The sequence below is a fragment of the Stenotrophomonas sp. 82F1 genome (assembly GCF_056861525.1).
On sequence record NZ_JBSPUD010000001.1, the window covers coordinates 158,240 to 181,741 of the forward strand.

Annotated in this window: 20 protein-coding genes; 5 read left to right on the plus strand and 15 right to left on the minus strand. The window is 67.3% G+C overall.

The window, feature by feature from the left end; genetic code table 11:
* Positions 1–41: 41 nt before the first annotated feature.
* The 9 genes from AC13GI_RS00660 to AC13GI_RS00700 all read right to left on the minus strand — a co-directional run bounded on the left by AC13GI_RS00660 (position 42) and on the right by AC13GI_RS00700 (position 7,588).
* On the minus strand, positions 42–728 hold the full coding sequence (locus AC13GI_RS00660) for an MtnX-like HAD-IB family phosphatase (RefSeq protein WP_482995223.1): 687 nt from the start codon (positions 726–728) through the stop codon (positions 42–44).
* Between the two features lie 161 nt (positions 729–889).
* The gene (locus tag AC13GI_RS00665) at positions 890–2,092 is read right to left on the minus strand and encodes a DegT/DnrJ/EryC1/StrS family aminotransferase (RefSeq protein ID WP_482995224.1); all 1,203 of its coding nucleotides are present in this window, start codon (positions 2,090–2,092) and stop codon (positions 890–892) included.
* Positions 2,089–2,487, minus strand: a complete 399-nt coding sequence (locus tag AC13GI_RS00670) for a DMT family transporter (RefSeq protein ID WP_099821093.1) — start codon at positions 2,485–2,487, stop codon at positions 2,089–2,091. The genes AC13GI_RS00665 and AC13GI_RS00670 overlap by 4 nt, the downstream gene beginning before the upstream one ends.
* Complete coding sequence (locus AC13GI_RS00675) at positions 2,484–2,843, minus strand: EamA family transporter (RefSeq protein WP_482995225.1); 360 nt, start codon at positions 2,841–2,843, stop codon at positions 2,484–2,486. Before AC13GI_RS00675 ends, AC13GI_RS00670 begins: the two co-directional genes overlap by 4 nt.
* A 1-nt stretch (position 2,844) precedes the next feature.
* Positions 2,845–3,681 carry an alpha/beta hydrolase gene (locus AC13GI_RS00680; RefSeq protein WP_482995226.1) on the minus strand — a complete coding sequence of 279 codons (837 nt, stop codon included), beginning with the start codon at positions 3,679–3,681 and terminating at the stop codon, positions 2,845–2,847.
* Positions 3,682–3,760: 79 nt separating this feature from the next.
* Positions 3,761–5,140, minus strand: coding sequence for a sensor histidine kinase (locus AC13GI_RS00685; RefSeq protein WP_099821096.1), 1,380 nt, complete (start codon positions 5,138–5,140; stop codon positions 3,761–3,763).
* Positions 5,137–5,808 carry a response regulator gene (locus AC13GI_RS00690; protein ID WP_482995227.1) on the minus strand — a complete coding sequence of 224 codons (672 nt, stop codon included), beginning with the start codon at positions 5,806–5,808 and terminating at the stop codon, positions 5,137–5,139. Before AC13GI_RS00690 ends, AC13GI_RS00685 begins: the two co-directional genes overlap by 4 nt.
* 131 nt (positions 5,809–5,939) lie before the next feature.
* Positions 5,940–7,073: a metallophosphoesterase gene (locus AC13GI_RS00695; protein WP_482995228.1), complete on the minus strand. Its 1,134-nt coding sequence runs from the start codon at positions 7,071–7,073 to the stop codon at positions 5,940–5,942.
* A 65-nt stretch (positions 7,074–7,138) separates the two neighbouring features.
* On the minus strand, positions 7,139–7,588 hold the full coding sequence (locus tag AC13GI_RS00700) for a winged helix-turn-helix transcriptional regulator (protein WP_482995229.1): 450 nt from the start codon (positions 7,586–7,588) through the stop codon (positions 7,139–7,141).
* A gap of 79 nt (positions 7,589–7,667) precedes the next feature.
* On the opposite strand from AC13GI_RS00700, the gene AC13GI_RS00705 reads away from it, so the two are divergent.
* The gene (locus AC13GI_RS00705) at positions 7,668–8,849 is read left to right on the plus strand and encodes an MFS transporter (RefSeq protein WP_099821099.1); all 1,182 of its coding nucleotides are present in this window, start codon (positions 7,668–7,670) and stop codon (positions 8,847–8,849) included.
* A 40-nt stretch (positions 8,850–8,889) separates the two neighbouring features.
* On the opposite strand, the gene AC13GI_RS00710 is transcribed toward AC13GI_RS00705, so the two are convergent.
* Positions 8,890–10,305, minus strand: a complete 1,416-nt coding sequence (locus AC13GI_RS00710) for a GGDEF domain-containing protein (protein WP_482995230.1) — start codon at positions 10,303–10,305, stop codon at positions 8,890–8,892.
* 287 nt (positions 10,306–10,592) lie between these two features.
* Between AC13GI_RS00710 and AC13GI_RS00715 the strand changes: the two genes are divergently transcribed.
* Both AC13GI_RS00715 and AC13GI_RS00720 read left to right on the plus strand, forming a co-directional pair.
* Entirely contained in the window at positions 10,593–12,839 is a 2,247-nt protein-coding gene (locus tag AC13GI_RS00715; protein ID WP_482995231.1) for a TonB-dependent siderophore receptor, read from the plus strand.
* 174 nt (positions 12,840–13,013) lie between these two features.
* Complete coding sequence (locus AC13GI_RS00720) at positions 13,014–13,988, plus strand: cation diffusion facilitator family transporter (RefSeq protein ID WP_251476131.1); 975 nt, start codon at positions 13,014–13,016, stop codon at positions 13,986–13,988.
* Between the two features lie 22 nt (positions 13,989–14,010).
* Here the strand turns inward: AC13GI_RS00720 and nfi are convergent, their stop codons facing one another.
* Positions 14,011–14,685, minus strand: a complete 675-nt coding sequence (gene nfi, locus AC13GI_RS00725) for a deoxyribonuclease V (RefSeq protein WP_482995232.1) — start codon at positions 14,683–14,685, stop codon at positions 14,011–14,013.
* 94 nt (positions 14,686–14,779) lie between these two features.
* On the opposite strand from nfi, the gene gpmA reads away from it, so the two are divergent.
* Complete coding sequence (gene gpmA, locus AC13GI_RS00730) at positions 14,780–15,529, plus strand: 2,3-diphosphoglycerate-dependent phosphoglycerate mutase (protein ID WP_482995233.1); 750 nt, start codon at positions 14,780–14,782, stop codon at positions 15,527–15,529.
* A gap of 191 nt (positions 15,530–15,720) precedes the next feature.
* Positions 15,721–17,811 carry a M13 family metallopeptidase gene (locus AC13GI_RS00735; protein ID WP_482995234.1) on the plus strand — a complete coding sequence of 697 codons (2,091 nt, stop codon included), beginning with the start codon at positions 15,721–15,723 and terminating at the stop codon, positions 17,809–17,811.
* Positions 17,812–17,892: 81 nt separating this feature from the next.
* On the opposite strand, the gene AC13GI_RS00740 is transcribed toward AC13GI_RS00735, so the two are convergent.
* The 4 genes from AC13GI_RS00740 to mfd form a co-directional block, all read right to left on the minus strand.
* On the minus strand, positions 17,893–18,453 hold the full coding sequence (locus tag AC13GI_RS00740; RefSeq protein WP_482995235.1) for a hypothetical protein: 561 nt from the start codon (positions 18,451–18,453) through the stop codon (positions 17,893–17,895).
* A 99-nt stretch (positions 18,454–18,552) separates the two neighbouring features.
* Positions 18,553–19,158: an HD-GYP domain-containing protein gene (locus AC13GI_RS00745; RefSeq protein ID WP_482995236.1), complete on the minus strand. Its 606-nt coding sequence runs from the start codon at positions 19,156–19,158 to the stop codon at positions 18,553–18,555.
* 184 nt (positions 19,159–19,342) lie between these two features.
* Positions 19,343–19,858: a hypothetical protein gene (locus tag AC13GI_RS00750; RefSeq protein WP_482995237.1), complete on the minus strand. Its 516-nt coding sequence runs from the start codon at positions 19,856–19,858 to the stop codon at positions 19,343–19,345.
* Between the two features lie 82 nt (positions 19,859–19,940).
* Positions 19,941–23,405 (minus strand): transcription-repair coupling factor, encoded by a 3,465-nt coding sequence (gene mfd, locus AC13GI_RS00755; protein ID WP_346577422.1) that lies wholly within the window; start codon positions 23,403–23,405, stop codon positions 19,941–19,943.
* Positions 23,406–23,502: the final 97 nt, after the last annotated feature.

Below are 23,502 nucleotides of genomic sequence, written 5' to 3' on the forward strand. Positions count from 1 at the left end.
GTTCCGGAGAGGGCATTCAAAGGAAGCAACGGGCGGAGCGATCAGGCGGTGGCGAGCAGCCGCGGAAGCGAGGGCTGAAGCAGGCTGCCGTCGAGCAGGCGCGGCAGCAGCGCGGCAGCGTCGTGGAAGGTGTCGATGGCGGCGTGGGGAATGCCGGCGTCGGTGCAATGGGCAATCAGGCGACGCTTGGCGAATACGAAATCGGCGTGTTCGGACACGCAGAAATCCGAGGCGCCATCACCGATCATCAGCACGCGGGGCGCTTCGTCGGCACGTGCCTGCGCTGCGCAGGTGCACTTGCAGGTGCCGCTGCGGCAGCCTTCGGCCTGGTAAGGGGATTCCAGCTGCCAATGGCCGTCACACCAGCGCAGGTGGTTGGCCACGACAGGCAGCGGCGGCAAGCCGTGGTTGGCGAGGATGCGATGGATCGCGTAGTCCAGGCCATCGCTGACGATGCGCAGCGGCAGGCCCAACGCGTGTGCGCGATTGACGAAGGCGGCGAAGCCCGGATCGATGCGTACCTGGTCCAGGTGTGCATCGAGGGCGGCCGGATCCAGCTTCAGCAGGCGGACCTGGCCCTGCATGCATTCACGCGAGCCGATCTCACCCGAACGCCACTGATCTTCCAGCTGCTGCCAACCGGGCTGGCCGAACTTTTCCAACAGTGAATCGATGACGTCCTCGAGGCTGATGGTGCCATCGAAGTCACACAGGATGCTCCATTGCATGGGCAGCTCCGTCGATGAAGAGAGGCGTTGGCACGATGCCGGCGACGGGGCCAATGTAGGCAGGCCGTCTTTCTCGTTCCTTTCCGCCTGAAAGCACGAAGGGAGGCGCTCGGGAAGCGTTCAGCCAGTGACGCGGAGCAGGCCTCGCCTGGCTTCAGCTGCTACTGGCGCGCGAGCACCTTCACGATCTCGTGGGTGTCTGCATGGGTCAGCCAAGGACTGTTGCCCACGGTCAGGCAGCGGGCGGCGAAGTCGCGGGCATTGGGTACGTCCGCGTCTGCGACGATGCCGCGCAGATAGGCGTAGTCCGGCAGGGCATGGATGAACATGCGGCTGACACCCAGGCCGCGCTGCCACAGCGCGGACAGCGCCTTGTCACGCGCACGTTCACTGGGCAGCAGCAGCATCAGCATCGGCCAGGTGCCCTGGGTGCCAGGCATTCCGTCCACCACGTCAACGGCGGGCAGCGACTCCAGCTGCACGCGCAGCTGCAGCGCACGCAGGCGGGCCGCCTGCAGGAACTCGGGCAGGCGCTGTGCTGCGCGTGCACCGACGTTCTGCCGCCAGCGGCTGACGCGATGCTGCGGAATGTCCAGCGGAAACACATCACCCACCGCAGCTTCCAGGTCGCCGCTGCGCAGGGCGCGCCGCAGCGGGTTTCCATACACCAGCGACAGCAGGGGAGGGCGGTAACAGGCTGCCAGGCCCAGCAGCTGCAGGCTGCGGGTCAGCTCCCAGCGCAGGCTGAAGGGCGTGTGTGCTGCGGCCTGCTCGATCAATGCCGCACGCAGTGCTTCGTCGCGCGTCAGCAGCAGGCCACCCTCATGCAGGCTCAGTCCCTTGCCGGCGGCCAGACTGAAGAAGCCGATATCACCGCGCAGGCCGACGCTGTTGCCGGCCACACGGGCCCCCAGCGCCTGCGCAGCGTCCTCGATCACCCACGCGCCGACGCGGTGCGCAATCGCACATGCGCGATCGACATCGGCGATGCGCCCGCCCAGATGCGTGGGAATGATCGCCAGGGTGCGTGCATCGGCTGCGGCGTGCAGTGCCGCCGGGTCGAAATCGAAATGGTCGCGGCGGCTATCGCACAACTGTATGCGCAGGCCGAGGCTGTGCACGGCAATCGGCACCAGCGGACAGGTGTAGGCCGGCAGGATCACCGTATCGCGTTGCGGCGCGCGCCTGCGCAGGGTGCGCAGGGCGATCAGCAGGGCGTGGGTGCCCGAGCAGGTCAGCTGCAGCGGCGGCGTGCCCAGCTGCTCGGCGAGAATCGCGCACAGGTCACCACCGCCGGGAAGGAAATCGCCGGCCTGCAGTGGCAGACCGGCGGTGGGCGGCAACTCGCGCGACAGCAGGCTCACGGGGATGGTTCAGTTGCAGCGTGCGGATCATCCGCTTCGGCACGACCCAGGCAGATGATGCCGGCCACGATCAGCACCGCACCGATCAGGTGATGCAGCGTCAATGGTTCGTGCAGCAGCCACGCCGACAGCAGCAGCACGCTGATCACTTCCAGGTGCGAGGCGGCGAACGCAGGGCCGATCGGCGCATGCCGCAGCAGGCTCATCCAGGTGAAGAACGCGCCGACGTAACCGAGCATCGCGCCGTATACCCAGGGCTGTGACAGCACACGCAGCAGCCACGCACTGTTGGCCTCGACCGGCAGCGCGGCATCGCCGGCATACTTGAAGCACAGCTGGGCCAGGGTGTCGAAGGCCATCAGCAGCGGAAAGCCGATCAGATACAGCCGCCTCATGTTCCGGCTCCGACCACGGCGACACCGGCACTGACCAGCAGCATGCCGGTCACCCGCAACGGCGTCAGCCGCTCGCGGAACAGCAGGCGGCCGGCAACCATCAGCGCGACGATGTTGATCGAGCCGAGCAGCACGCCCTGCGACAACGGTACCAGCGACAGGAAGGCGATCCAGGCGACGAATTCAAGCACGTAGCAGGCCATGCCCAGCCACAGCCAGGGACGGCCGAACATGTGCTTCCAGCGCTGCAGGCCTTCGCCGTCCTGCGGGTCGCTGGCGGCGGCCTTGAAGGCCAACTGGCCGCCGGTGTCGAGCACCACGTTGACCAGCCACAGCAGGGTGGCAAGCGATCCCATCTCAGGCGACCGCCTGCAGCACGCCCGAACGTTCGCCGATGTCGCTGAAGAAGCGCGCGCTGCGGCGGATCACCTCGCGCCGTTCGCGATCGATGGTGATCATGTGGTAGCTGTCTTCCAGCACCACCAGTTCGGTCGGTCCGCTGACGCGTGAGATCACCAGCTCGGCATTGCCCATGCTGGCCACGTCGTCCTCGCGGGCGTGCATCACCAGGCACGGTGCCGTGACCTGGTGCAGGTGACGGCGCGTCCAGGTGCTCAGTGCACGCATTTCGGCCAACGCATGCCACGGATTGCCGGGCAGGCCGGCAGCGGCACTGTCACCGGACAGCATGGCGGCGCTGACCTGCGCGCGCAGGCGCTCGTCGCGCAGGCCGTACGGCGGCTCTTCCATGAACATGCGGTCGCGGCCGATACCCAGGCGCTTGAACCACGGCAACAGGAACGAGAAGCGCGCAACTGCCGGAATGTTCCAGCCGTCGTAGCGGAAGGTGGCGCCGTACACGCCAACGCCGGCGACCCAGTCCGGCCGGCGCGCGGCCAGTGCCAGCGCCAGCACCGCGCCCATCGACAGCCCGCCCACGAACAACTGGTCGACCTTGCCGCGCAGGTTTGCCGCCGCATCTTCCACGCCCTGGTACCACTGTTCCCAGCGGGTCTGCAGCAGATCCTCGACGCTGCCGCAGTGGCCCGGCAACTGCACGCCGTGCACGCTGAAGCCGGCGTTGTTCAGGCCTTTGCCCAGCATGCGCATCTCGGCCGGCGTGCCGGTCAGGCCATGGATCAGCAGGACGCCCTGCGGGCCACCGGGAAGAAAGAACTCATGGGATGCGGACACCAGTCGGCTCCAGCGCGGCAGTCGGGAAGGCCAGCATCGCAAGCGCGATTTTCGGCAACCTTTCAACGGCCCGGCTGGATCAAGGGCCCTTCAGCAACGGTATGGTGATGGATACCTTCAGGCCGCCACCGGGACGGTTGAGGTAACCCAGGCGCCCGCCCAGATGCTCGACGGCCTCATGGGCGATGGCCAGGCCCAGGCCGGTGCCGCTGGCGGCAGTGCCGGGCGCGCGGAAGAAGCGTTCCCCCAGCCGCGACATCACGTCCTCGGGTACGCCCGGGCCGTTGTCTTCGACGTACAGCTCTACATCGTTGTCGTCCAGCGCCTGCACGCCCACCGTGACGGTTGCATCCACGCCGGCGTAGCGCAGTGCGTTATCGATCAGATTGTCCAGCGCCTCGTGCAGCAGGGCGCCGTTGCCCAGTATCCGCACCGGCTGCTGCGGACCCAGGTAGCCCAGGTCGATGCCATCGCGGATCGCTTCAGGCACGCGCATGCCCACCCATTGCGGCACCAGTTCGGACAGGTCCAGCGCCTCCACCGTCTCCGGCACGGTCTGGGCACGGCTCAACGCCAGCAGCTGGGTGCTGACGCGCGCGGTTCGCTGGTTGAGCCGGCGGATGTTCTGCAGCGCTTCGCGCACGGTCTCCGGATCGCCGTGGGCCAGTGCCTGGTCCACGTGCAGTGCCATGCCCGCCAGCGGCGAGCGCAACTGGTGGGCGGCATCGGCAATGAAGCGGTTCTGCAGCGTGATCATTTCCGCCTGCCGCGCGAACAGGCCGTCGATGGTGCTGATCAGCGGCTGGATCTCCTCGGGCACATCGGCATCGGAAATCGGTGCCAGTTCGCCGCGGCGCTGGGCCAGGCGCGAGGTCAGCGGGGTCAGGATACGCAGGCCATGGGTGACGCCGAACCAGACCAGCGCCGCCATTCCCAGGGCCAGCATGGCCATCAGGGGAATGACGATCATCAGGATCTCGCGTGCGCGCTGGCGGCGGTCGGCCATGCTTTCGGCCACGGTCACCGCCAGCTGGTCCTGCGGATCGTTCATCGCCTGGGTGCAGACCGTCGACATGCGCACCTGCTGGCCGTTCAATTCACCTTCGTACAGCGCCGGGTGCGTGCCGCTGCAGTCCTGCGACGGTGCATAGGCGCTGAAATCGGCGTTGCCGGCGATGGTGCCCAGGCGGCTGCTGTCGACGTTGAAGTAGCGATGACCGTCGGGGTCGTACTCGATGAGAAAGCGTGCCTGCGGGGACAGGTCGCTGCTGACCGGCATGGTGCTGAGCATCTGCGCGAACGACACGGTGTCGTCGGTCAGGTTGCGGTCGTGGATGCGGTTGGAGTAGTCCAGCGCCACGTAGTACGCCAGCAGCGTGTTGAAGGTCAGCAGGCCCAGCATCGGCAGCGCCAGGAAGGCGAGCAGACGCCGTCGCAGGCTGGGCGGTCCGCTGATCACGGGCTGGGGTCTTCCAGCATGTAGCCCAGCCCGCGCACCGTGCGGATGCCCATGCCGCCCGGCTGCAGCTTGCGGCGCAGGCGGTGCAGGGCGATGTCCAGGCCGTTGTCGGTCAGGTCCTGGCCCCAGTCGCACAGGGCCTCCACCAGCTGCGCACGGGACACGATGCGTTCGGCACGCACTGCCAGGGCGGACAGCAGGCCGAATTCGCGCGCGGTCAGCTCCAGCGTCTGCTCGTCTATCCACACCCGGTGCCCGGTCAGGTCCAGGCGCAGCCGGCCGATGCGCAGGTCGGGGTTGCCGTTGCTGGTGACCCGACGCAGCTGCGCGCGAACGCGCGCTTCGAATTCGTCCAGCGCAAAGGGTTTGACCAGGTAGTCGTCGGCTCCCAGGTCGAGCACGCGCACGCGCTCGGCCAGGCCATCGCGTGCGGTGACCACCAGCACGGCCAGGCCATCGCCGCGTTGGCGCAGCCGTTGCAGCACGTCACGGCCATCCAGCTGCGGCAGGCCAAGATCCAGCACCAGCAATGCGTACTGGGTGGAATTCAGTGCGGCATCGGCATGCGCGCCGTTGTCCACGTGGTCGACCACGTGGCCCTGCCGGCGCATCGAGGCGCACAGGCCGGAGGCGATGTCGGGGTCGTCTTCTGCGATGAGAACGCGCATGCGCGGGGCTCCTGGGGGCGGATGGGCCGCCCGCTGGACAGGGCGGGCCTCTCGGCTGCCGAGGGTAGCGGCAAACCGGGTGCAGGTGGCGGGCGTGGGGTGCCTGGGCCGGCCCGGCGCTGGCCCTTCGTTCAGTCCTGCAGGCCGGGCTCGCCCTTGGCCAATGGCACCCGCGAACCGTCCAGCAGGCCGCGACTGAGCTTGCCGTCCTCGATGAACAGCAGTTCGCCGTTCTCGCCATTCTTGATGCTGCTGTCGATGGCGATCACGCGGTCGTCGTGGAAGCTGCTGACGTGTGGCATGGAGGTGTGGCCGACCACGATGCGCTTGAGCTGGAGGCGGTCGAGCACCGCCTGCACGCCCTGGGTGTCCAGGCGTCCGTCGAAGTAGCCGCGGTACCAGATCGGGCTGGTCTTGCCGTCGTACAGCGGTGCAGTGGCGGGGTCTGCCTTCACCTCGGCCTTGGCAATGCCCAGCGAGGCCTGGTAGGCGGCGTTGGTGTGGGCCGGGTCCAATGCCATCTGCACGGCATCGGGCGAGATGCCGCCGTGCAGGAACAGGGTATCGCCGATCTGCAGCAGCACCGGGCGCGTACGCAGCCACTGGCCGATCACCGAGTCGGCAGCATACAGCTGCGGGTAGCTGCGGCCGAGCAACTGCGCGCTGCGCAGGTACTTCGGGTTGACGTAGCGCAGGTCGTCGTACAGCACCATGGTCTCGTGGTTGCCGAGCACGAAATGCACCGCGCCACCGGCCGCCGCCGCCTGCTGCTGCAGGCCGTACAGCAGCCAGAATGCTTCGGTCACTTGCGGGCCGCGATCGAACACGTCGCCCGCGATCACCAGCGTGTCCGTGCCCAGTGCCCAGCGGTCCTGCGCGTCGATCACCCGGTTGGCGCGCAGCAGGCGGACCAGCAGGTCGTACTGGCCGTGGATGTCGGACACGGCGACGATGCGCGGCACCGCCGGCAGCACGGATGCCGACGGCGCATTCGGCGGCAGCACATGCACCGCATGCGGATAGCCGCAGTGCACGGCAACGTCCGCGCCCTCGCTGCCGGCGTGCACGGTCTGGGTTTCCACCTGGTCCTGGCAGATCCACTGCGCTTTCAGCTGGGCGCCTTCACGGAACACGTAAGGACCATCGCTGTCGACGTGTTCTGCGGGTGCTGCCACGTCGCGGGCCGAGGCCAATGGTGCGGCCAGCAGCAGGGCCAGCGGCAGCAGGATCGACAGGGTTCGGGCGTAGTTCGGCATCGGCGGCATTCAGCGGCAGGAGACCAGTGATGCTAACTGCCCGGGGACGTCGCCGGTGTGCGTGAACGGGCGGATCAGGCCCGGCCGCCTCCCTCCTTGAGCTTGCGTACGCGGGTATCGGCGGCGTGCAGGGGCTGGCCGTTGCGTCCGTGCGGTTGCATGTAGGGCAGCGGCCGGCGGCTGCTGGATTCGATCAGCTGCGAGTGTGCCTCGCCTGCAGCGAAGCGATGCCGTTCTCCCCATTGCCGCAGGGCGACCAGCAGCGGGAACAGGTCCTGGCCGGCCGCGGTCAGCACATAGTCCTGGTACGCGCTGCCATCGGCGGCAGGCTGCTGCACCAGCAGCCCCGCCTCGACCAGTCGCCGCAGGCGATCGCTGAGAATGTTGCGCGCCGCGCCCAGGCTGCGCTGGAAGTCGCCGAAGCGGCTGATGCCATCGAAGGCGTCGCGGATGATCAGCAACGCCCAGCGGTCGCCAAGCAGATCGGCGCTGCGGGCCACGGGGCAGGGGCTGTTGGCGTGCATGGTGGACTCCATCGATTGTGGTTGCAGTTTAAAACCAGTGGCGCTACCGTGCACGCAGTTTCAAATTGCAACCACACTGATGATGCCTTCGCTGTCCCGCCCGTTGTTGGGTCTGCTCGCCATTGCTGCCGGTGCCAGCGTGGCCAACGTTTACTTCGCGCAGCCGCTGCTGGAGCGCCTGGCCCACGATTTCGCCCTGGATGCCGCGGTGGCCGGCGTACTGCTGGCTGCCACCCAGGCCGGCAGCGTGCTGGCTCTGCTCGGCTTGCTGCCACTGGCCGACCGTGGCGACCGTCGCCGACTGCTGCGGGCGCAACTGCTGGCGCTGGTGGTGGCGCTGCTGTGGCTGGCCGCCGCCCGCAGCACCGCGTGGTTGCTGTCGGGCATGCTGCTGGCGGGGCTGCTGGGTACCGCGCTCACCCAAGGGTTGATCGCCTACGCCGCCAACCTCGCTGCACCGGAGCAGCGCGGGCGGGTGGTCGGCATGGTCCAGGGCGGCGTGTTCATCGGCCTGCTGTCGGCACGCGTGGTGTCCGGCGCGGTCGCCGCCGTGGCGGGATGGCGCGCGGTGTACCTGCTGTCGGCACTGCTGATGGCAGCGCTGGCGCTGCTGCTGTGGCGTCGGCTGCCGCACGTGCCGGTGCCTGCAATGGCGCCGGCGTGGCGCGAGCTGCTGCGCTCCATGGTGCAGATGCTGCTGCAGGATCGGGCACTGCGCGAACGTGGGCCCTTGGCACTGCTGTTGTTTGCCGGTCTCAATGTGTTCTGGGCGGCGGTGCCACTGCCGTTGTCGGCGCCGCCCCTGAGCTGGTCGACCGCTGGCATCGGCGCGCTGGGCCTGGCCGGCATCATCGGCGCGCTGCTGGCAGCAAGGGCCGGGCACTGGATGGATCGTGGCTTCGCCCATCGGGTGAGCCTGGGGGCGCTGCTGCTGATGCTGGTCGCCTGGGTGCCGCTGCTGGGCCTGTCGCACTCGCTGGCCCTGTTGCTGCTGGGCGTAATAGTGCTGGACCTGGGCGGGCAGGCGTTGCATGTGTCCAACCAGGCCCTGCTGCTGCGTGCACCGGCCGAACGGCATGGGCGCCTGGTGGCGCTGTACATGCTGTTCTATGCGGTGGGCAGCGGTGCGGGCGCCGCCGCAGGCACCTGGATGCAGGCGCGCTACGGGTGGCCGGCGGTGTGCGTGCTGGGAGCGGGAATCGCCCTGCTGGCCTTGGCGTGGTGGGCGGCGTGGCGCATTCCGCGCAACGCCGCCGCGTAGCACCGAATCTGTTCGAGGCCCTGCCGCGCGCGCTGCAGGCTCAACGTTGCAGCGCGCGTCGCCCGGGTGCCTCCGGCAACGCTTCGTCGGCCACCACCACACGGTTGCGGCCCTGTCGCTTGGCGGCATACATCGCCGCGTCGGCGCGCGCCATCACCCGCTCGTAATCGGGATGCCCATCGTGCCCGGCCACGCCGATGCTGGCGGTCAGCCCCAGCGTCTGTCCATTCGGCAGGGTGATCGGCGATTGTGCAATCTGCCGGCGCAGGCTTTCGGCAATCACCTCCGCCTGCGACTCGCTCGCCGCCACCAGCACCACCACGAACTCCTCGCCGCCGTAGCGGAACAGGTAGTCGCTGCCACGGGTCTGCTGGCCGAGCAGGGCGGCAACGTGCTGCAGTGCGCGGTCGCCGGCGTCGTGGCCGTGGCCATCGTTGATCGCCTTGAAGTGATCCAGGTCCAGCAACAACAGCGAGAACGGCGTGTGGTTGCGCGTGGACAATTCGATCTCACGGCGCAGCACGGTCGGCAGGAAGCGCCGGTTGAGCAGGTTGGTCAGCGCATCGCTGCCCGCATCCAGTTCGCCGATGCGTTCGAACAGCAGGGTCATCAGGTTGCGGATGGTGGCCAGGTCTTCGCGGATCGCCGGCAGGGCGGCCAGACGCCGTGCCGGATCTTCATCCGTGGCGCGCTGCAGGCTGCTGTCGATGCGTGCCATCAAGCCGCCGACCTGCTGCGTCTCGCTGCTTTCGCCGAAGCTGGGAATGCCCTTGTGGGTGAACCACAGGCCGAATTCCGAGGTCGCCAGACTGGCGTTGTCGGCGCCTGTCGCATGGCCGGCGAGGGTGTACAGCAGGCTGTTCTCCCAATCCAGCAGCAGGGCGCGCTGGCGCTCGCGCTCGGTGCTGACGTTCTGCACCAGCGAGAACAGCCGGTACGCTGCATCGGTGCGCGACGAGCGCTCGCGGGCGTGCGTGTAGGCCAGGGTCATGCCCTCCATGGCGATGTCCATGATCGCGCTGAGGCAATCGATGGCGGCGAAGGCGGTGTCGCTGTCATCGGCGTCGGCGCGCAGGCGCACGAACAGCTCGTGCTTGAGCACGCGTGCTCCGCGAGTCACCAGGTCAACCGGAATGCCGACCCGCGCATGCACATCGCCGATCACCCGCTGTGCGGCGACCGTAGCGGCAATGCCATCCGCATCGGTGGTCAGCAGCTGCGCCAGCCAGCGCTGCATCGCCGGTTGCAGGCGCTGCTTGACCTGTTCATGGGACAGGAAGCGGCGCGCACGCGTGTCCTGCAGCAGCACCTCGTAGAAGCGCTGCGCCAGCATTGGCGGTGCATCGGCGGCCACGGCATGCAGCAGTGCGGCAGCGGCGGGGCCGGCCTGCAGCAGGCAGTGCTGCCAGGCCTGGGCCAGCGGTTGGCTGGCTTCGTCCAGTTGGGGTGTATCCACGTCGATCTCTAGCGGCGCACAACAGACCACGGTATCGGCCGCAGCTGTCGACGGTTGATGGCAGGTAAGCCGGTCAGTTTAAGCGCCATGCAGGCCGAAAAACGCCGGCAGAGCACATGCCGGCCGATGCCGCAATGCGTTGACGCATTTGAGAATCACTCGCATTTGTGAAAAAATGACGGCAGGAACCGAGCTGCGCGCATCCCGCAGTGATCGTTCCGCCTCCCCCGTCGCCGCCTCGTGCCCAATGCCAGAGGCTTCCGCTGCCCTGCCAGAAGGTCCAGAACATGCCTGCAAACACACTTTCACCGCGCCCGCTGGCGCTCGCCGTCGCCGCGCTGCTGGCTGCCGGTACGATTACCGCGCACGCGGAAACCGATGCCACCGATATCGATACCGTGCATGTCACTGCTTCGCAGATCGCACGACAGGCACTGGGCACCTCCACCATCACCGCTGAAGACATCGCCAAGCGGCCGCCGGTCAACGACATCGCCGAGCTGCTGCGGACGATGCCCGGCGTCAATCTGACCGGCAACAGCGCATCGGGCCAGTACGGCAACAACCGGCAGATCGATCTGCGCGGCATGGGGCCGGAAAATACCCTGATCCTGATCGACGGCAAGCGCGTGGGTGCACGCGACGCGGTGCGCATGGGTCGCAGTGGCGAGCGCAACACGCGCGGCGATACCAACTGGGTGCCGGCGGAAATGATCGAGCGCATCGAAGTACTGCGCGGCCCGGCGGCGGCGCGCTATGGCTCGGGTGCCTCCGGTGGCGTGGTCAACATCATCACCAAGCGCCCAACCGGCGACCTGACCGGCGCGGTTGATCTGTACGGCCTGGTGCCCGAACACAGTGCCGAGGGTGGCAGCGAGCGCGTCGGCCTGCAGCTGAGCGGGCCGATGACCGACACGCTGTCGTTCCGGCTGTACGGCAACCTCAACAAGACCGATGCCGATTCGCTGGATCTCAACCGCAACTTCGCCACCGCTGCCAACGCGGTACCGCCGGCGGGCCGCGAAGGCGTCAAGAACCGCGATGTAAACGCACTGCTGCGTTGGGACGTGACCGCCAACCAGGTGATCGAATTCGAGGCCGGCACCAGCCGCCAAGGCAACATCTATGCCGGCGACCGTGCGGTCAGCACCACCGGAACCTCCACCGGCGTCGACCTGGCCGCGCTGGCCGAGCAGCAGGCCGAGACCAACCGCATGTACCGCAGCACCGGCGCGATCACCCATCGCGGACGCTGGGGCGATGTCAGCTCGCGGCTGACGGCAGCGGTGGAAGGGGTCAACAATTCGCGCATCAACGAAGGCCTGGCCGGTGGCCCGGAAGGCAGCTTCAACGGCGCTGACTGGTCGACCTCGCGCCTGCGCAACTACCAGCTGGACGGCGAGGTCAGCTTCCCGACCACCCTCGGCGGCGCCGGGAACGTGTGGACGCTGGGCTTCGAATACCTCGACAGCCGGTTGACCGATCCGTATTCCATGAGCCAGTCCAGCAGCAGCGGGGGTGGCATTCCGGGCCTTTCGGCCGACCGCGCACGCGGCAAGTCCGATGCGCAGACTACCGCTGTCTACGTGGAAGACAACATCTACCTGGGCGAACGCTGGATCGTGACCCCGGGCCTGCGCTTCGACCATCACAGCCAGTTCGGCAACAACACCAGCCCGAGCCTCAACGCGCAGTTCCGGCTCAACAGTGACTGGGTGGTGAAGGGCGGCATCGCACGCGCGTTCAAGGCGCCGAACCTGTATCAGTCCAACCCCGACTATCTGTATTACACCCGTGGCAACGGCTGCCCGAACGCGTTGCCGAGCCTGGGCGCCGGCTGCTACATGCAGGGCAATGCAGATCTCAACGCAGAGACCAGCCTGAACAAGGAACTGGGCGTGGAGTGGGCACCGCAGAGCGGCTGGCAGGCCTCGTTGACCTATTTCCACAATGACTACAAGGACAAGATCCAGGCCGGCTACACCCAGATCGGCCTGACGGCCGACAGCAAGGGCCGCATCTTCCGCTGGGAAAATGCCCCCAAGGCGGTCGTGCAGGGGCTTGAAGGCAACCTGGTGATTCCGCTGCTGGGCGAGCAGGGCGACCGCCTGAAGTGGAGCAACAACTTCACCTACATGGTGGAGAACGAAAACAAGAGCACCGGCCAGCCGCTGTCGGTGATTCCCAAGTACACCGTCAACACCATGCTGGACTGGCAGGCCACCGAGCAGCTGTCGCTGCTGCTCACCGGCACCTTCTACGGCAAGCAGGAACCGGCCACGACCAACATCAACAACGACCCGCGCTGCACGGCCAGCTGCGATGCGTCCACCGTGCTGCAGACCCGTGGCGCGTACAACGTCTGGGGCGTGAGCGCGCGTTACAAGGTGACCGACACGGTCAGCGTGGGCTTCGGCGTCAACAACCTGGCCGACAAACGTCTGTTCCGCGAAGCCAACAGCAGTGATGCCGGTGCGGCGACCTACAACGAACCCGGTCGCGCGTACTGGGCGAGCCTGCGTTTCGGGTTCTGATCCGATGCGCTCGCCAGGCATGGCCTGGCGCTACCGGAGGCGGGCACGTCACACCGGTAGCGCCGGGCCATGCCCGGCAGCATCGGTCGTGCAGGCCTGCAATGTTATAAACACCGTGATAGTTTCCCAACGCCCGTCGGCGTAGCCTGCCTCCATCGCAAAGGAGCTGTTGCCATGGGTCACGACCACGATCACCTGCCATCCGAGATCCGCCACGAGAAACCCTTGTGGTGGGCGCTCGGCCTGACCTCCACCTTCCTCGTGGTGGAGGTGGTTGGTGCGTTCTGGACCAACAGCCTGGCGCTGCTGTCCGATGCCGCGCACATGGCCACCGACACCCTGGCGCTGATGATCGCGCTGGTGGCCGTGCGGCTGAGCCGGCGTCCGCCGGATGCACGCCGCACCTACGGTTATGCGCGCCTTGAAGCACTGGGCGCGATGATCAATGGCGCCATGCTGTTCGTGGTTGCCGGCTACATCCTGTGGGAAGCCATCGGTCGCTTCCGCCAGCCGCAGGAGATCGCCTCCACCGGCATGCTGGTGATTGCTGCGGTCGGTCTGGTGATCAACATGATCTCCATGCGCCTGCTGCAGGCCGGCAGCGGTGAGAGCCTCAACGTGAAGGGCGCCTACCTGGAAGTGTGGGCCGACATGCTCGGCTCGGTGGCGGTGATTGCCGGTGCGCTGCTGATCCAATGGACCGGTTGGAAGCCGATCGACCCGATCCTGGCCGTGCTGATCGGTCTGTGGGTGCTGCCACGTACGTATGTGCTGATGCGCGAAGCCATCAACGTATTGCTGGAAGGTGTGCCCAAGGGCATGGACGTGGCCAAGGTGCGCGACCGCCTGTCCGACCACGACGCGGTGCTGGACGTGCATGACCTGCACGTGTGGGCGCTGGCGTCCAGCACGCCGGCACTGACCGCGCACATCGTGATGCGCGAAGGCGACGACGCCGACCGCCTTCGTCGCGAACTCGGTGATCGCCTGCACGATGATTTCGGCATCGAGCACGTGACCCTGCAGATCGAAGCCGACCATTGCGGCGAAGCCTGTGGCCAGCCATCAGCGGCCAAGGACGACGACCACGCCGGGCACGATCATGCAGCCACCGACGCGCAGGGCCATCGCGGTCACGTGCATCGCTGAGCGGTATTGCCCAGTTGCACCGCTATTTGTCGCGCCGCGAGGCCAGCCGATCCGCCAACCGGGTCGGCTCGGGCAGGCGATAGCCGCGCAGCGTGCGCCGCACCCAGGACAGCGCGGTATCGGCACTGACCCGATGCCCGCCGGCAACGAACAGCGGCTTGCAGCGCAGCTTGCTGCGCAGCACCCAGCCGAGCTGCTCGCTGCCATCCAGCAACGGCGTATGCGCGCCAGCGTCGGCGCCCGGCTCGACGAAGCGGCCGACCAGCCTCGATTTGGCCACGCCGATGCTTGGCAGGTCGGTCACCACGCCCAGGTGCGCGGCGATGCCCAGGCGGCGCGGATGGCTGATGCCGTGGCCATCGACGAACACCAGGTCCGGTGCGCGCGGCAATAGTGCCAACGCGGCCAGCAGCGCTGGTAGTTCGCGGAAGCTGAGCAGGCCCGGGATGTAGGGCATGACGGTGGCGATGCGGGCGATTTCCTGCGCCACCGGCTGCAGGGTCTCCGCATCGAGCAGTACCGCCGCGGCACGGGTGATCGCGCCGTTTTCCTCGAAGCCGACATCCAGCCCGGCCAGCCAGCGCACGGTGGCGGGCAGGTGGTCCTGGCGCTGCACGCGGGTGGCCAGCTGTTTCTGCTGCTCGCGGGCGGCACTGACGCTGCCTTCCCAGCGCCCGGGGTCGATCACGGTATTCATCGGCCACAGGATGACATCCCCACCGCCACGGCGCGGTGAGCGGGCGCCGGGGCTACAATGGCCGTCTGCCTTTCCTCGCGTTGGAGACCCTGCAGTGACCCGTAAACTCGTACTGTTGCGCCATGGCCAGAGCCAGTGGAACCTGGACAACCGCTTCACCGGCTGGGTCGACGTCGACCTGACCGAACAGGGGCGCCGGGAAGCGGCTGCCGCCGGCCGCCTGATGCGCGAGCAAGGCCTGCAGTTCGACGTTGCCCACACCTCCGTGCTCAAGCGCGCCATCCACACCCTGCAGGGTGCATTGGCCCAGCTGGAGCAGGACTGGCTGCCGGTGAACAAGTCCTGGCGCCTCAACGAGCGCCACTACGGTGGCCTGCAGGGCCTGGACAAGGCCGAGACCGCCGCCAAGCATGGCGAAGACCAGGTCAAGGTGTGGCGCCGTTCGTACGACATCCCGCCGCCGGCAATGGACCTGGAAGATCCGGGCCATCCTATCCATGACCGTCGCTACGCCGGCCTGGACCGCAACGCGCTGCCGGGTACCGAATCGCTGGCCACCACCCTGGACCGCGTGCTGCCGTACTGGCACGACGCCATCGCGCCGCAGCTGAAGGACGGCAAGACCGTGCTGGTCACCGCCCACGGCAACTCGCTGCGCGCGCTGTACAAGTACCTCAACAACGTGTCGCGCGAGGAAATCCTCGAGCTGAACATCCCGACCGGCATCCCGCTGCTGTTCGAGTTGAACGACGACCTCACGGTGAAGTCGTTCCGCTACCTGGGTGACCCGGAGGCGGCACGCAAGGCCGCTGAAGCCGTGGCCAACCAGGGCAAGGCGAAGTAAGAACGAAGGGCCGGCGCACGCCGGCCTTCGCTTCTGTAGAGCCGAGCCCACGCTCGGCTGATGCATTGCCGACGTTTTCAGAAAGCAGCCGAGCATGGGCTCGGCTCTACAGGCGCACTCCTGTGACCTTTGGCCGGTCCGTATTGCCGGCCTTCCCGGCTACCCTGTGGAATTACCCGCAGGAGAGCCTCATGAACTTCCGCAATCTGGTCCCGCTGGGCCTGACCATCGCCATCGCCGCTTCGCTCGCCGCCTGTGGCAAGAACGAGACCGCGCCCGCTGCCGACGCCGCCAAGCCGGCGTTCGACCAGTCGCAGATCAAGACCGCGCTGATCTCGCTCAACAGCGCCGATCTGGATCCGTCCATCGCTGCATGCACCGACCTCAACGGCTTCGTCAACAGCAAGTGGCTGAAGGCCAACCCGGTGCCGGGCGACCAGACCACCTGGGGCAGCTTCGAGATCCTGCGTGAGCGCTCGCTGGAAGTGCAGCACGCGCTGGTCCAGCAGGCCGCCGCCAGCCAGGCCAAGGCTGGCTCGGTGGAAGCCAAGATCGGCGACATCTGGAAGACCGGCAACGACGAAGCGAAGATCGAGGCCGCCGGCCTGGCGCCGCTGCAGCCGACGCTGGACAAGATCACCGCGCTGAACGACACCGCTGCCATCACCCAGTACCTGCGCGACAGCCAGGCGCAGGGCCAGGGCGTGCTGTTCTCGCTGTTCGCCAACGCCGACTACAAGGATTCGGCCAACGTCATCGCCTACGTCGGCCAGGGCGGCCTCGGCCTGCCGGAGAAGGGCTATTACTTCGACGAATCGCAGGCCAAGATCCGCGACGCCTACGTGGCCTATATCGCGCAGGTGCTGACCCTGTCCGGCGTGGACGCCGCGCGGGCCGCGGAGCAGGCCAAGGCGGTGATGGCGTTCGAGACCCGCCTGGCCAAGGCCTCGATGTCGCGCATCGAGATGCGTGACCCGGCCAAGCGCTACAACCCGCTCAGCGCCGCCGACGCGGACAAGCTGACCCCGAACTTCAGCTGGACCGCGCTGTTCGACGCCCTGAAGGTGCCGGCCGCACAGAAGTTCTCGCTGGCCCAGCCGGGCTTCTTCAGCGAGATGGACAAGATGCTGGCCGACGTGCCGGCCGCCACCTGGCAGTCCTACCTGCGCTTCCACACCATCGACGATGCCTCGCCGTACCTGAGCAGCCAGTTCGAGAAGGCCAACTTCGAGTTCTATGGCAAGACCCTGCGCGGCCAGCAGGAAATGCAGCCGCGCTGGAAGCGCGTGCTGGAGTCGGTCAACGGCGGCATGGGCGAAGCGCTCGGCCAGCTGTATGTCGATGCGGTGTTCCCGGCCGAATCCAAGGAGGCCATGCAGCACCTGGTGCAGAACCTGTCGGTGGCGCTGAAGGCGCGGCTGGAGCAGCTCCCGTGGATGGGCGAGGAGACCAGGAAGAAGGCGCTGGAGAAGTGGGCCAGCTTCACCCCGAAGATCGGTTACCCGGACAAGTGGCGCGAGTGGACGGGCCTGCAGACCAACGGTGACAGCTACCTGGGCAACATGCAGGCCGCGCGCGCGTTCAACTACCGCTACATGCTGGACAAGGTCGGCAAGCCGGTGGACAAGACCGAGTGGGGCATGACCCCGCAGACCGTCAATGCCTACTACAACGCCACCAAGAACGAGATCGTGTTCCCGGCGGCGATCCTGCAGGCGCCGTTCTTCGACGCCAAGGCCGATCCAGCGCTGAATTACGGCGGTATCGGTGCGGTCATCGGCCACGAGATGATGCACGGCTACGATGACTCGGGCAGCCAGTTCGCCGCCAACGGCAATTTCGACAACTGGTGGACCGACAGCGACCGCAAGGCCTTCACCGAGCGCACCGACCAGCTGGTCGCGCAGTTCGACGGCTACGAGTCGGTGCCGGGCGTGTTCGTGAAGGGCAAGCTGACGCTGGGCGAGAACATCGGTGATCTGGGTGGCCTGACCGTGGCCTACGATGCTCTGCAGATGGCGCTGAAGGAGAACCCGAAGGCGAACGTCGAAGTTGACGGCCACAGCCAGGACCAGCGCTTCTTCATGAACTGGGCCACCGTGTGGCGTCGCAACTTCACCGACGGTGAGCTGCGCGTGCGCCTGAACACCGATCCGCACGCACCGGCGAACTTCCGTGCCAACGGTGCGCCGTCTAACATGCCGTCCTATGCCGCTGCGTTCCAGTGCAAGGCCGGTGATGCGATGGTGCGCGCAGACGACAAGCGCGTGGTGATCTGGTAACCGATCACCCGCAACGAGTGAAGCAGAAGGCCCGGCGCAAGCCGGGCCTTTTCATTGCGGTCGCCTACAAGCGGCTGCGGCTCAGCCCGGGCATTTCAGGTACTGCGACAACGTCGCCTGCCATGCGCTGGCCGGCTCGAAGCCCGGCACCAGGCCGCCTCCCGTGGCGGTGAAGTTGGACATGCCATGGGCCAGCATGTAGGTCGGGGTGTAGGAGGGCGGCCCCACGCGCTTGCTGAAGCTGCAGATGCCAGCGACATAGGCGGGCGCCTTGTCGGGGGACAGCTGCGCCTTCAACGCGCTGTCGAAGCGGCCGAGATTCTCCTCGCCCATCGCCGAACCCGCCATCGCCTTCAGCGCGTTGTAGGCACTGTGTCCGGTCTCGTCAGCGACCCGCTGGCGATCGAAATGGGCGAATACGCCGGCGATGTTGTAGAGATCGATGGCGTCCTGCATGCGCCCATCCTGCACGCAGCGGGGCAGGGCGTTCATCAGCGCGGCGGGCGAGGTGCCGGCGGTGACCTGGTTGCGCGACAGGCAGGTGGCAGCGGAGGCGTTGCCCTCCTGCTGGGCCTGTGCGAACGGCGCCAGGGCCAACAGCAACAGTCCCAGCGGTGCGGCGATGCGGGTGTTTCCTTTCATGGGTGATGCTCCTCGTAAGCAGGCGGCCGTCTTTGGCCGGTCATCAGCTTGCGAGGATTGCCGCGGCTGCGCAAGCGAGGCGCAGCCCGGCCCGTGCGCTCAGGCCAGCGCCGGCTCGTGCTTGAGCATGCCGTGGAAACGCTGCAGCACGTACGGATCGATCAGGCCACCGGCCTGCTCATCGAGTATCCGCAGCACCGTTTCATGCTCCATCGCTGCGCGATAGGGGCGTGCACTGGTCATCGCATCATAAGCATCGACGATGGTGACGATGCGTGCGCCCAGCGGGATGTTCTCGCCCTGCAGGCCATCGGGATAGCCGCTGCCGTCGAACGCTTCATGGTGCGCGCGGATCAGGCGCGCGACCGGCGCGGCATCGCTGCGACCGGTGGCCAGGAAGATGTGTTCGCCACGTACCGGATGCTCGCGCATGATCGCGCGCTCTTCATCGTTGTGCCGGCGCGGGCTCAGCAGTACGTCGTCGGGAATGCCGATCTTGCCGATATCGTGGAAGCGTGCGGCCAGGCCGACCTGCGCACAGGCCTCCTCATCCAGGTCGCAATGCAGGGCGAGGTGCTGTGCAAGAAGGCCCACGCGGTCGCAGTGGTGGCGGGTATAGGCATCACGCATCTGCAGCGACATCGACAGGGCGTCGATCAGGCAGGCCTGCGCGTGCAGGAGGTCGGGAGGTCTGGGCTGGGGCATCGGGACTGGCGGCGCGGCGAAGCCACGCAGGAAACGGAAAGGCCCGCAAGAGCGGGCCGGGGCGGCGCATAGGGTACCCGCATCGGTGTTGCGCGGGGCGCATCGACGGTATCGCGTGGGGCCATGCGTTCAGTCGTGCAGCGTATCGTCGCCCCGGCCGCATCGGCAACCGGGGCGGCGTGGCTCAGCCGGTGGTCTGCAGGTGGATGCGATGGGCTTTGGCGAAGGCGTCCTGCGCGTCGCTCAGGGTCTGCATGTCTTCGTCCATTTTGCTCACGGCCTCATCCAGCGTCTGCAGCAGCGGGGTGACCTGATCTTCGCTGTAGCCATCGGGCAGTGCAGCCAGCTGTTCCATCACCGCGAACATCTGTTCGGTGCTCTTCAGGGAATCGAGCAGGTTCTGGTGCAGTGCATCGGCGTCCTTGCCATGGGTGAACTGCTGGACGAAGACCAGCCGGTCGGCGATTTCCTGGTGCGCGTTCTTCAGGCCGAAGCGATGCTGCTGCATGCTCTTGCCATCCTGCAGCGACGCATGGAAGGACTCGCCGTTCGGGCCGTTGGTCCATTGCTCGACCATGCTGACCGTGCCGTTCCAGCTGGCCACATTCTCATGCAGGTAATCGCGGTTGCTCATGCCGCTGTGGCAGGCGGCCAGCAGGCCCAGGCTGGTGGCGAGCAGAAGGGGGGCGAAACGATTCACGGCAACACTCCTTGTCGCGGGCGCAGTAAACGGAAAGGGCACCGGTCTGCCGCCCGCGGCGGACCGGAACCTTGGATATCGATCAGCGCAGGGCCAGGGTCAGCAGCAGCGCACGTGCGGCATTGAAGCGGTCTTCGGGCAGCGGCAGCGGATGCTTGACGCGCAGCTTGTCCGGACCGTCCATGGCATAGAGGTTCGGTTGTTTCTGGATCAGCTGGATCACCGCCATCGGATCGATGTTCGGCTTGGATTCGAACACGATGCGGCCGCCGTTCTCGCCCAGGTCCAGTTTGCGGATGCCCAGCGTGCTGGCCTGCAGCTTCAGCTCGGCGATGGCGAACAGGTTCTTGGCCGCATCCGGCAGCAGGCCGAAGCGGTCGATCATCTCCACCTGCAGCTCGCGCAGCGCATCGCTGTCGCGCGCGCTGGAAATGCGCTTGTACAGCGTCAGGCGGGTGTGCACGTCCGGCAGGTAGTCGTCCGGAATCAACGCCGGCACATGCAGCTCGACCTCGGCGCCACGCGCTTCTTCACCGGCATCGATGTCGGGCAGATGGCCCTGCTTGATGCTGCGCACGGCGCGTTCCAGCAGCTCGGTGTACAGGCTGAAGCCCACTTCGGCCATCTGCCCGCTCTGGTCTTCGCCGAGCAGTTCACCGGCACCGCGGATTTCCAGATCGTGGGTGGCCAGGGTGAAGCCGGCACCCAGTTCGTCCATCGAGGCGATCGCTTCCAGGCGCTTTTCCGCGTCGGGCGTGATCGAGCGACGGTCCGGTACAACCAGGTACGCATAGGCGCGGTGGTGCGAACGACCGACGCGGCCACGCAGCTGATGCAGCTGGGCCAGGCCGAAGCGGTCGGCGCGGTTGATGATGATGGTGTTGGCGTTGGGGATGTCGATGCCCGATTCGATGATCGTGGTCGACAGCAGCACGTTGAAGCGCTGCTTCTGGAAGTCCAGCATCACCTTTTCCAGCTCGCGCTCGGGCATCTGCCCATGGGCGATGCCGATGCGCGCTTCGGGCACCAGCTCGGACAGCTCGCGTTGCATGCGGCCGATGCTTTCCACGTCGTTGTGCAGGAAATACAGCTGGCCACCGCGTGCCAGCTCGCGCTGGAAGGCTTCGCGCAGCAGCGCGTTGTCCCACTGGGTGATGAAGGTCTGCACCGCCAGCCGGTTCGGCGGCGGGGTGGCGATGATCGACAGGTCGCGCAGGCCGGCCATGGCCATGTTCAGCGTGCGCGGGATCGGCGTAGCGGTCAGGGTCAGCAGGTGCACGTTGGCGCGCAGTGCCTTCAGCGCCTCCTTCTGGCGCACGCCGAAGCGCTGCTCCTCGTCGACGACGACCATGCCCAGATCCTTGAACTTCACGTCCGGTTGCAGCAGGCGATGGGTGCCGACGATGACGTCGATGGTGCCGGCGGCGACCTTCTCCAGCTCGGCCTTGATCTCCTTGGTGCTCTTGAAGCGCGACAACACCTCGACCTTCATCGGATAGTCGGCGAAGCGGTCGCGGAAATTGCGGTAATGCTGTTCGGCCAGCAGCGTGGTCGGCACCAGCACCGCCACCTGCTTGCCGGCGCTGGCGGCGGCGAATGCGGCACGCACCGCGACTTCGGTCTTGCCGAAGCCGACGTCGCCGCAGACCACGCGGTCCATCGGCTGGCTGCTGGCCAGGTCACGCAGGGTGGCGTCGATGGCCGCCAGCTGGTCCGGGGTTTCCTCGAACGGGAAACCGGCAGCGAACGGCTCGTACATCGCGCGGTCCACCTGCAGTGCCAGTCCGGCACGCGCCTGGCGGCGGGCCTGGATTTCCAGCAGTTCGGCGGCTACATCGCGCACCTTCTCGGCGGCCTTGCGCTTGGCCTTGCTCCACTGCTCGCCACCCAGCGAATGCAGGGGGGCGGTCTCGGCCGAGGCGCCGGAATAGCGGCTGATCAGGTGCAGCTGCGCGACCGGCACATACAGCCGGTCGCCCTTGGCGTATTCGATCTCCAGGAACTCGCCGGGCATGCCGCCGACGTCCATCGCGATCAGTCCGCGATAGCGGCCGACACCATGGTCCTCGTGCACGATCGGTGCGCCTTCGGTCAGCTCGCCGAGATCGCGGATGATCGCTTCCGGCTCACGTCCGGCACGGCGCGTGCGGCGCGTGCTGCCTGCGCGCTCGGGGAACAGCTGGCGCTCGGTCAGCACCGCGATGTGCGGCGCATCCAGGGCGAAGCCGTCTTCCAGCGGCGCCACGGCAATGGCGAAGCGTTCGTCGCTGGCGAGGAAGGAGAGCAGGTCGGCCACCACCGGCGGCTTCAGCTCGGCCGCCTGCAGCACTTCCAGCAGGGCCTCGCGGCGGCCGGGCGAATCGGCGGCAATCAGCACACGGCCGGGGTAATGGCCGAGGAAGGATTTCAGTGCGTCACCGGCTGGTGCTTCGCGCGCGGCCACCGGCAGCGGCGGCAACGGCTGGTCGCCCAGCGCATGCGCCTCGGCAATGCGCGCGTGATCGGCAGCCCAGACTTCGATGCGCGGTGCGTCGTTCAGGCGCTCGCGCAGCAGGTCCGGCGACAGGTACAGCGCCGACGGTGGCAGCAGCGGCCGTTCAACATCATGGCGGCGTTGCTCGTAGCGCTCGCCGGTCTGCGTCCAGAAGGTCTCTGCCGCCTCAGCGGCGCCAACGCAGACTACCGGCAGGCTGCCGGCAGGCAGGTAGTCGAACAGGGTGGCGGTGCGCTCGAAGAACAGCGGCAGGTAGTACTCGATGCCGGCCGGCGCCAGGCCCGATTTCAGGTCCTGGTACAGCGAACTGCGGCGGGTATCGACGTCGAAGCGCTCGCGCAGGGTGGCCAGCACCCGGGCGATGCTGGCGTCGTCCATCGGCACTTCGCGACCGGGCAGCATGTGCACCGCCTCGACCTTGTCCAGCGAGCGCTGGCTTTCCGGATCGAACGCACGGATCGAATCGATGTCCTCGTCCAGCAGCTCCACCCGCAGCGGCTCGTCGGCACCCATCGGGTAGACGTCAAGCAGGCCACCGCGCACGGCGAAGTCACCCGGGTCCATCACCTGCGGCACGTTGCGGTAACCGGCGCTTTCGAGGCGACGCTTCTCCGCTTCCAGGTCCAGGCGCTGGCCGACTTCAAGATTGAAGCTGCCGCCGATGACATAGCTGCGGGGGGCCAGCTGCTGCAGCAGGGTCTGCACCGGCACCACCACCAGGCCACGCTTCAGCGTAGGCAGGCGGTGCAGTGCGGACAGGCGCTGCGAAATGATGTCCGGGTGCGGGCTGAAGCGGTCGTAGGGCAGCGTTTCCCAATCCGGGAACGCCACCACCGGCAGGCTCGGGTCGCCTCCCAGCAGGGTATGCAGGTCCGCTTCGAGCTGGTTGGCACCGTGGTTGTCACGGGCCACCACCAGTACCGGGGCGTCATGCGTGCGCGCGGCCTGGGCCAGATACCAGGCCAGGGCAGTGGGCGAGGCGGGGGCGCGCCACCAGGCGCGGAGCTGGCCGGCACGGGGCAGCGGCGGGGCGGGATAGGGAGTACGCGACATGAACTGCGGATTTTAGCAGAAGCCCCCGCCGGGCCCATGATCGTTACGTGACCGGGGTAGCGCCGGGCCATGCCCGGCGAGCGCAGCGGTCGGGTCA

Coding starts and splice junctions, on each gene's coding strand:
- AC13GI_RS00745 (WP_482995236.1), bottom strand. CDS start 19,158: ATGCCCCAGCCCAGACCTCCCGACCTCCTGCACGCGCAGGCCTGCCTG.
- AC13GI_RS00720 (WP_251476131.1), top strand. CDS start 13,014: ATGGGTCACGACCACGATCACCTGCCATCCGAGATCCGCCACGAGAAA.
- AC13GI_RS00675 (WP_482995225.1), bottom strand. CDS start 2,843: ATGGGATCGCTTGCCACCCTGCTGTGGCTGGTCAACGTGGTGCTCGAC.
- AC13GI_RS00740 (WP_482995235.1), bottom strand. CDS start 18,453: ATGAAAGGAAACACCCGCATCGCCGCACCGCTGGGACTGTTGCTGTTG.
- AC13GI_RS00700 (WP_482995229.1), bottom strand. CDS start 7,588: ATGCACGCCAACAGCCCCTGCCCCGTGGCCCGCAGCGCCGATCTGCTT.
- AC13GI_RS00705 (WP_099821099.1), top strand. CDS start 7,668: ATGATGCCTTCGCTGTCCCGCCCGTTGTTGGGTCTGCTCGCCATTGCT.
- nfi (WP_482995232.1), bottom strand. CDS start 14,685: ATGAATACCGTGATCGACCCCGGGCGCTGGGAAGGCAGCGTCAGTGCC.
- AC13GI_RS00670 (WP_099821093.1), bottom strand. CDS start 2,487: ATGAGGCGGCTGTATCTGATCGGCTTTCCGCTGCTGATGGCCTTCGAC.
- AC13GI_RS00695 (WP_482995228.1), bottom strand. CDS start 7,073: ATGCCGCCGATGCCGAACTACGCCCGAACCCTGTCGATCCTGCTGCCG.
- AC13GI_RS00660 (WP_482995223.1), bottom strand. CDS start 728: ATGCAATGGAGCATCCTGTGTGACTTCGATGGCACCATCAGCCTCGAG.
- AC13GI_RS00735 (WP_482995234.1), top strand. CDS start 15,721: ATGAACTTCCGCAATCTGGTCCCGCTGGGCCTGACCATCGCCATCGCC.
- AC13GI_RS00715 (WP_482995231.1), top strand. CDS start 10,593: ATGCCTGCAAACACACTTTCACCGCGCCCGCTGGCGCTCGCCGTCGCC.
- mfd (WP_346577422.1), bottom strand. CDS start 23,405: ATGTCGCGTACTCCCTATCCCGCCCCGCCGCTGCCCCGTGCCGGCCAG.
- AC13GI_RS00690 (WP_482995227.1), bottom strand. CDS start 5,808: ATGCGCGTTCTCATCGCAGAAGACGACCCCGACATCGCCTCCGGCCTG.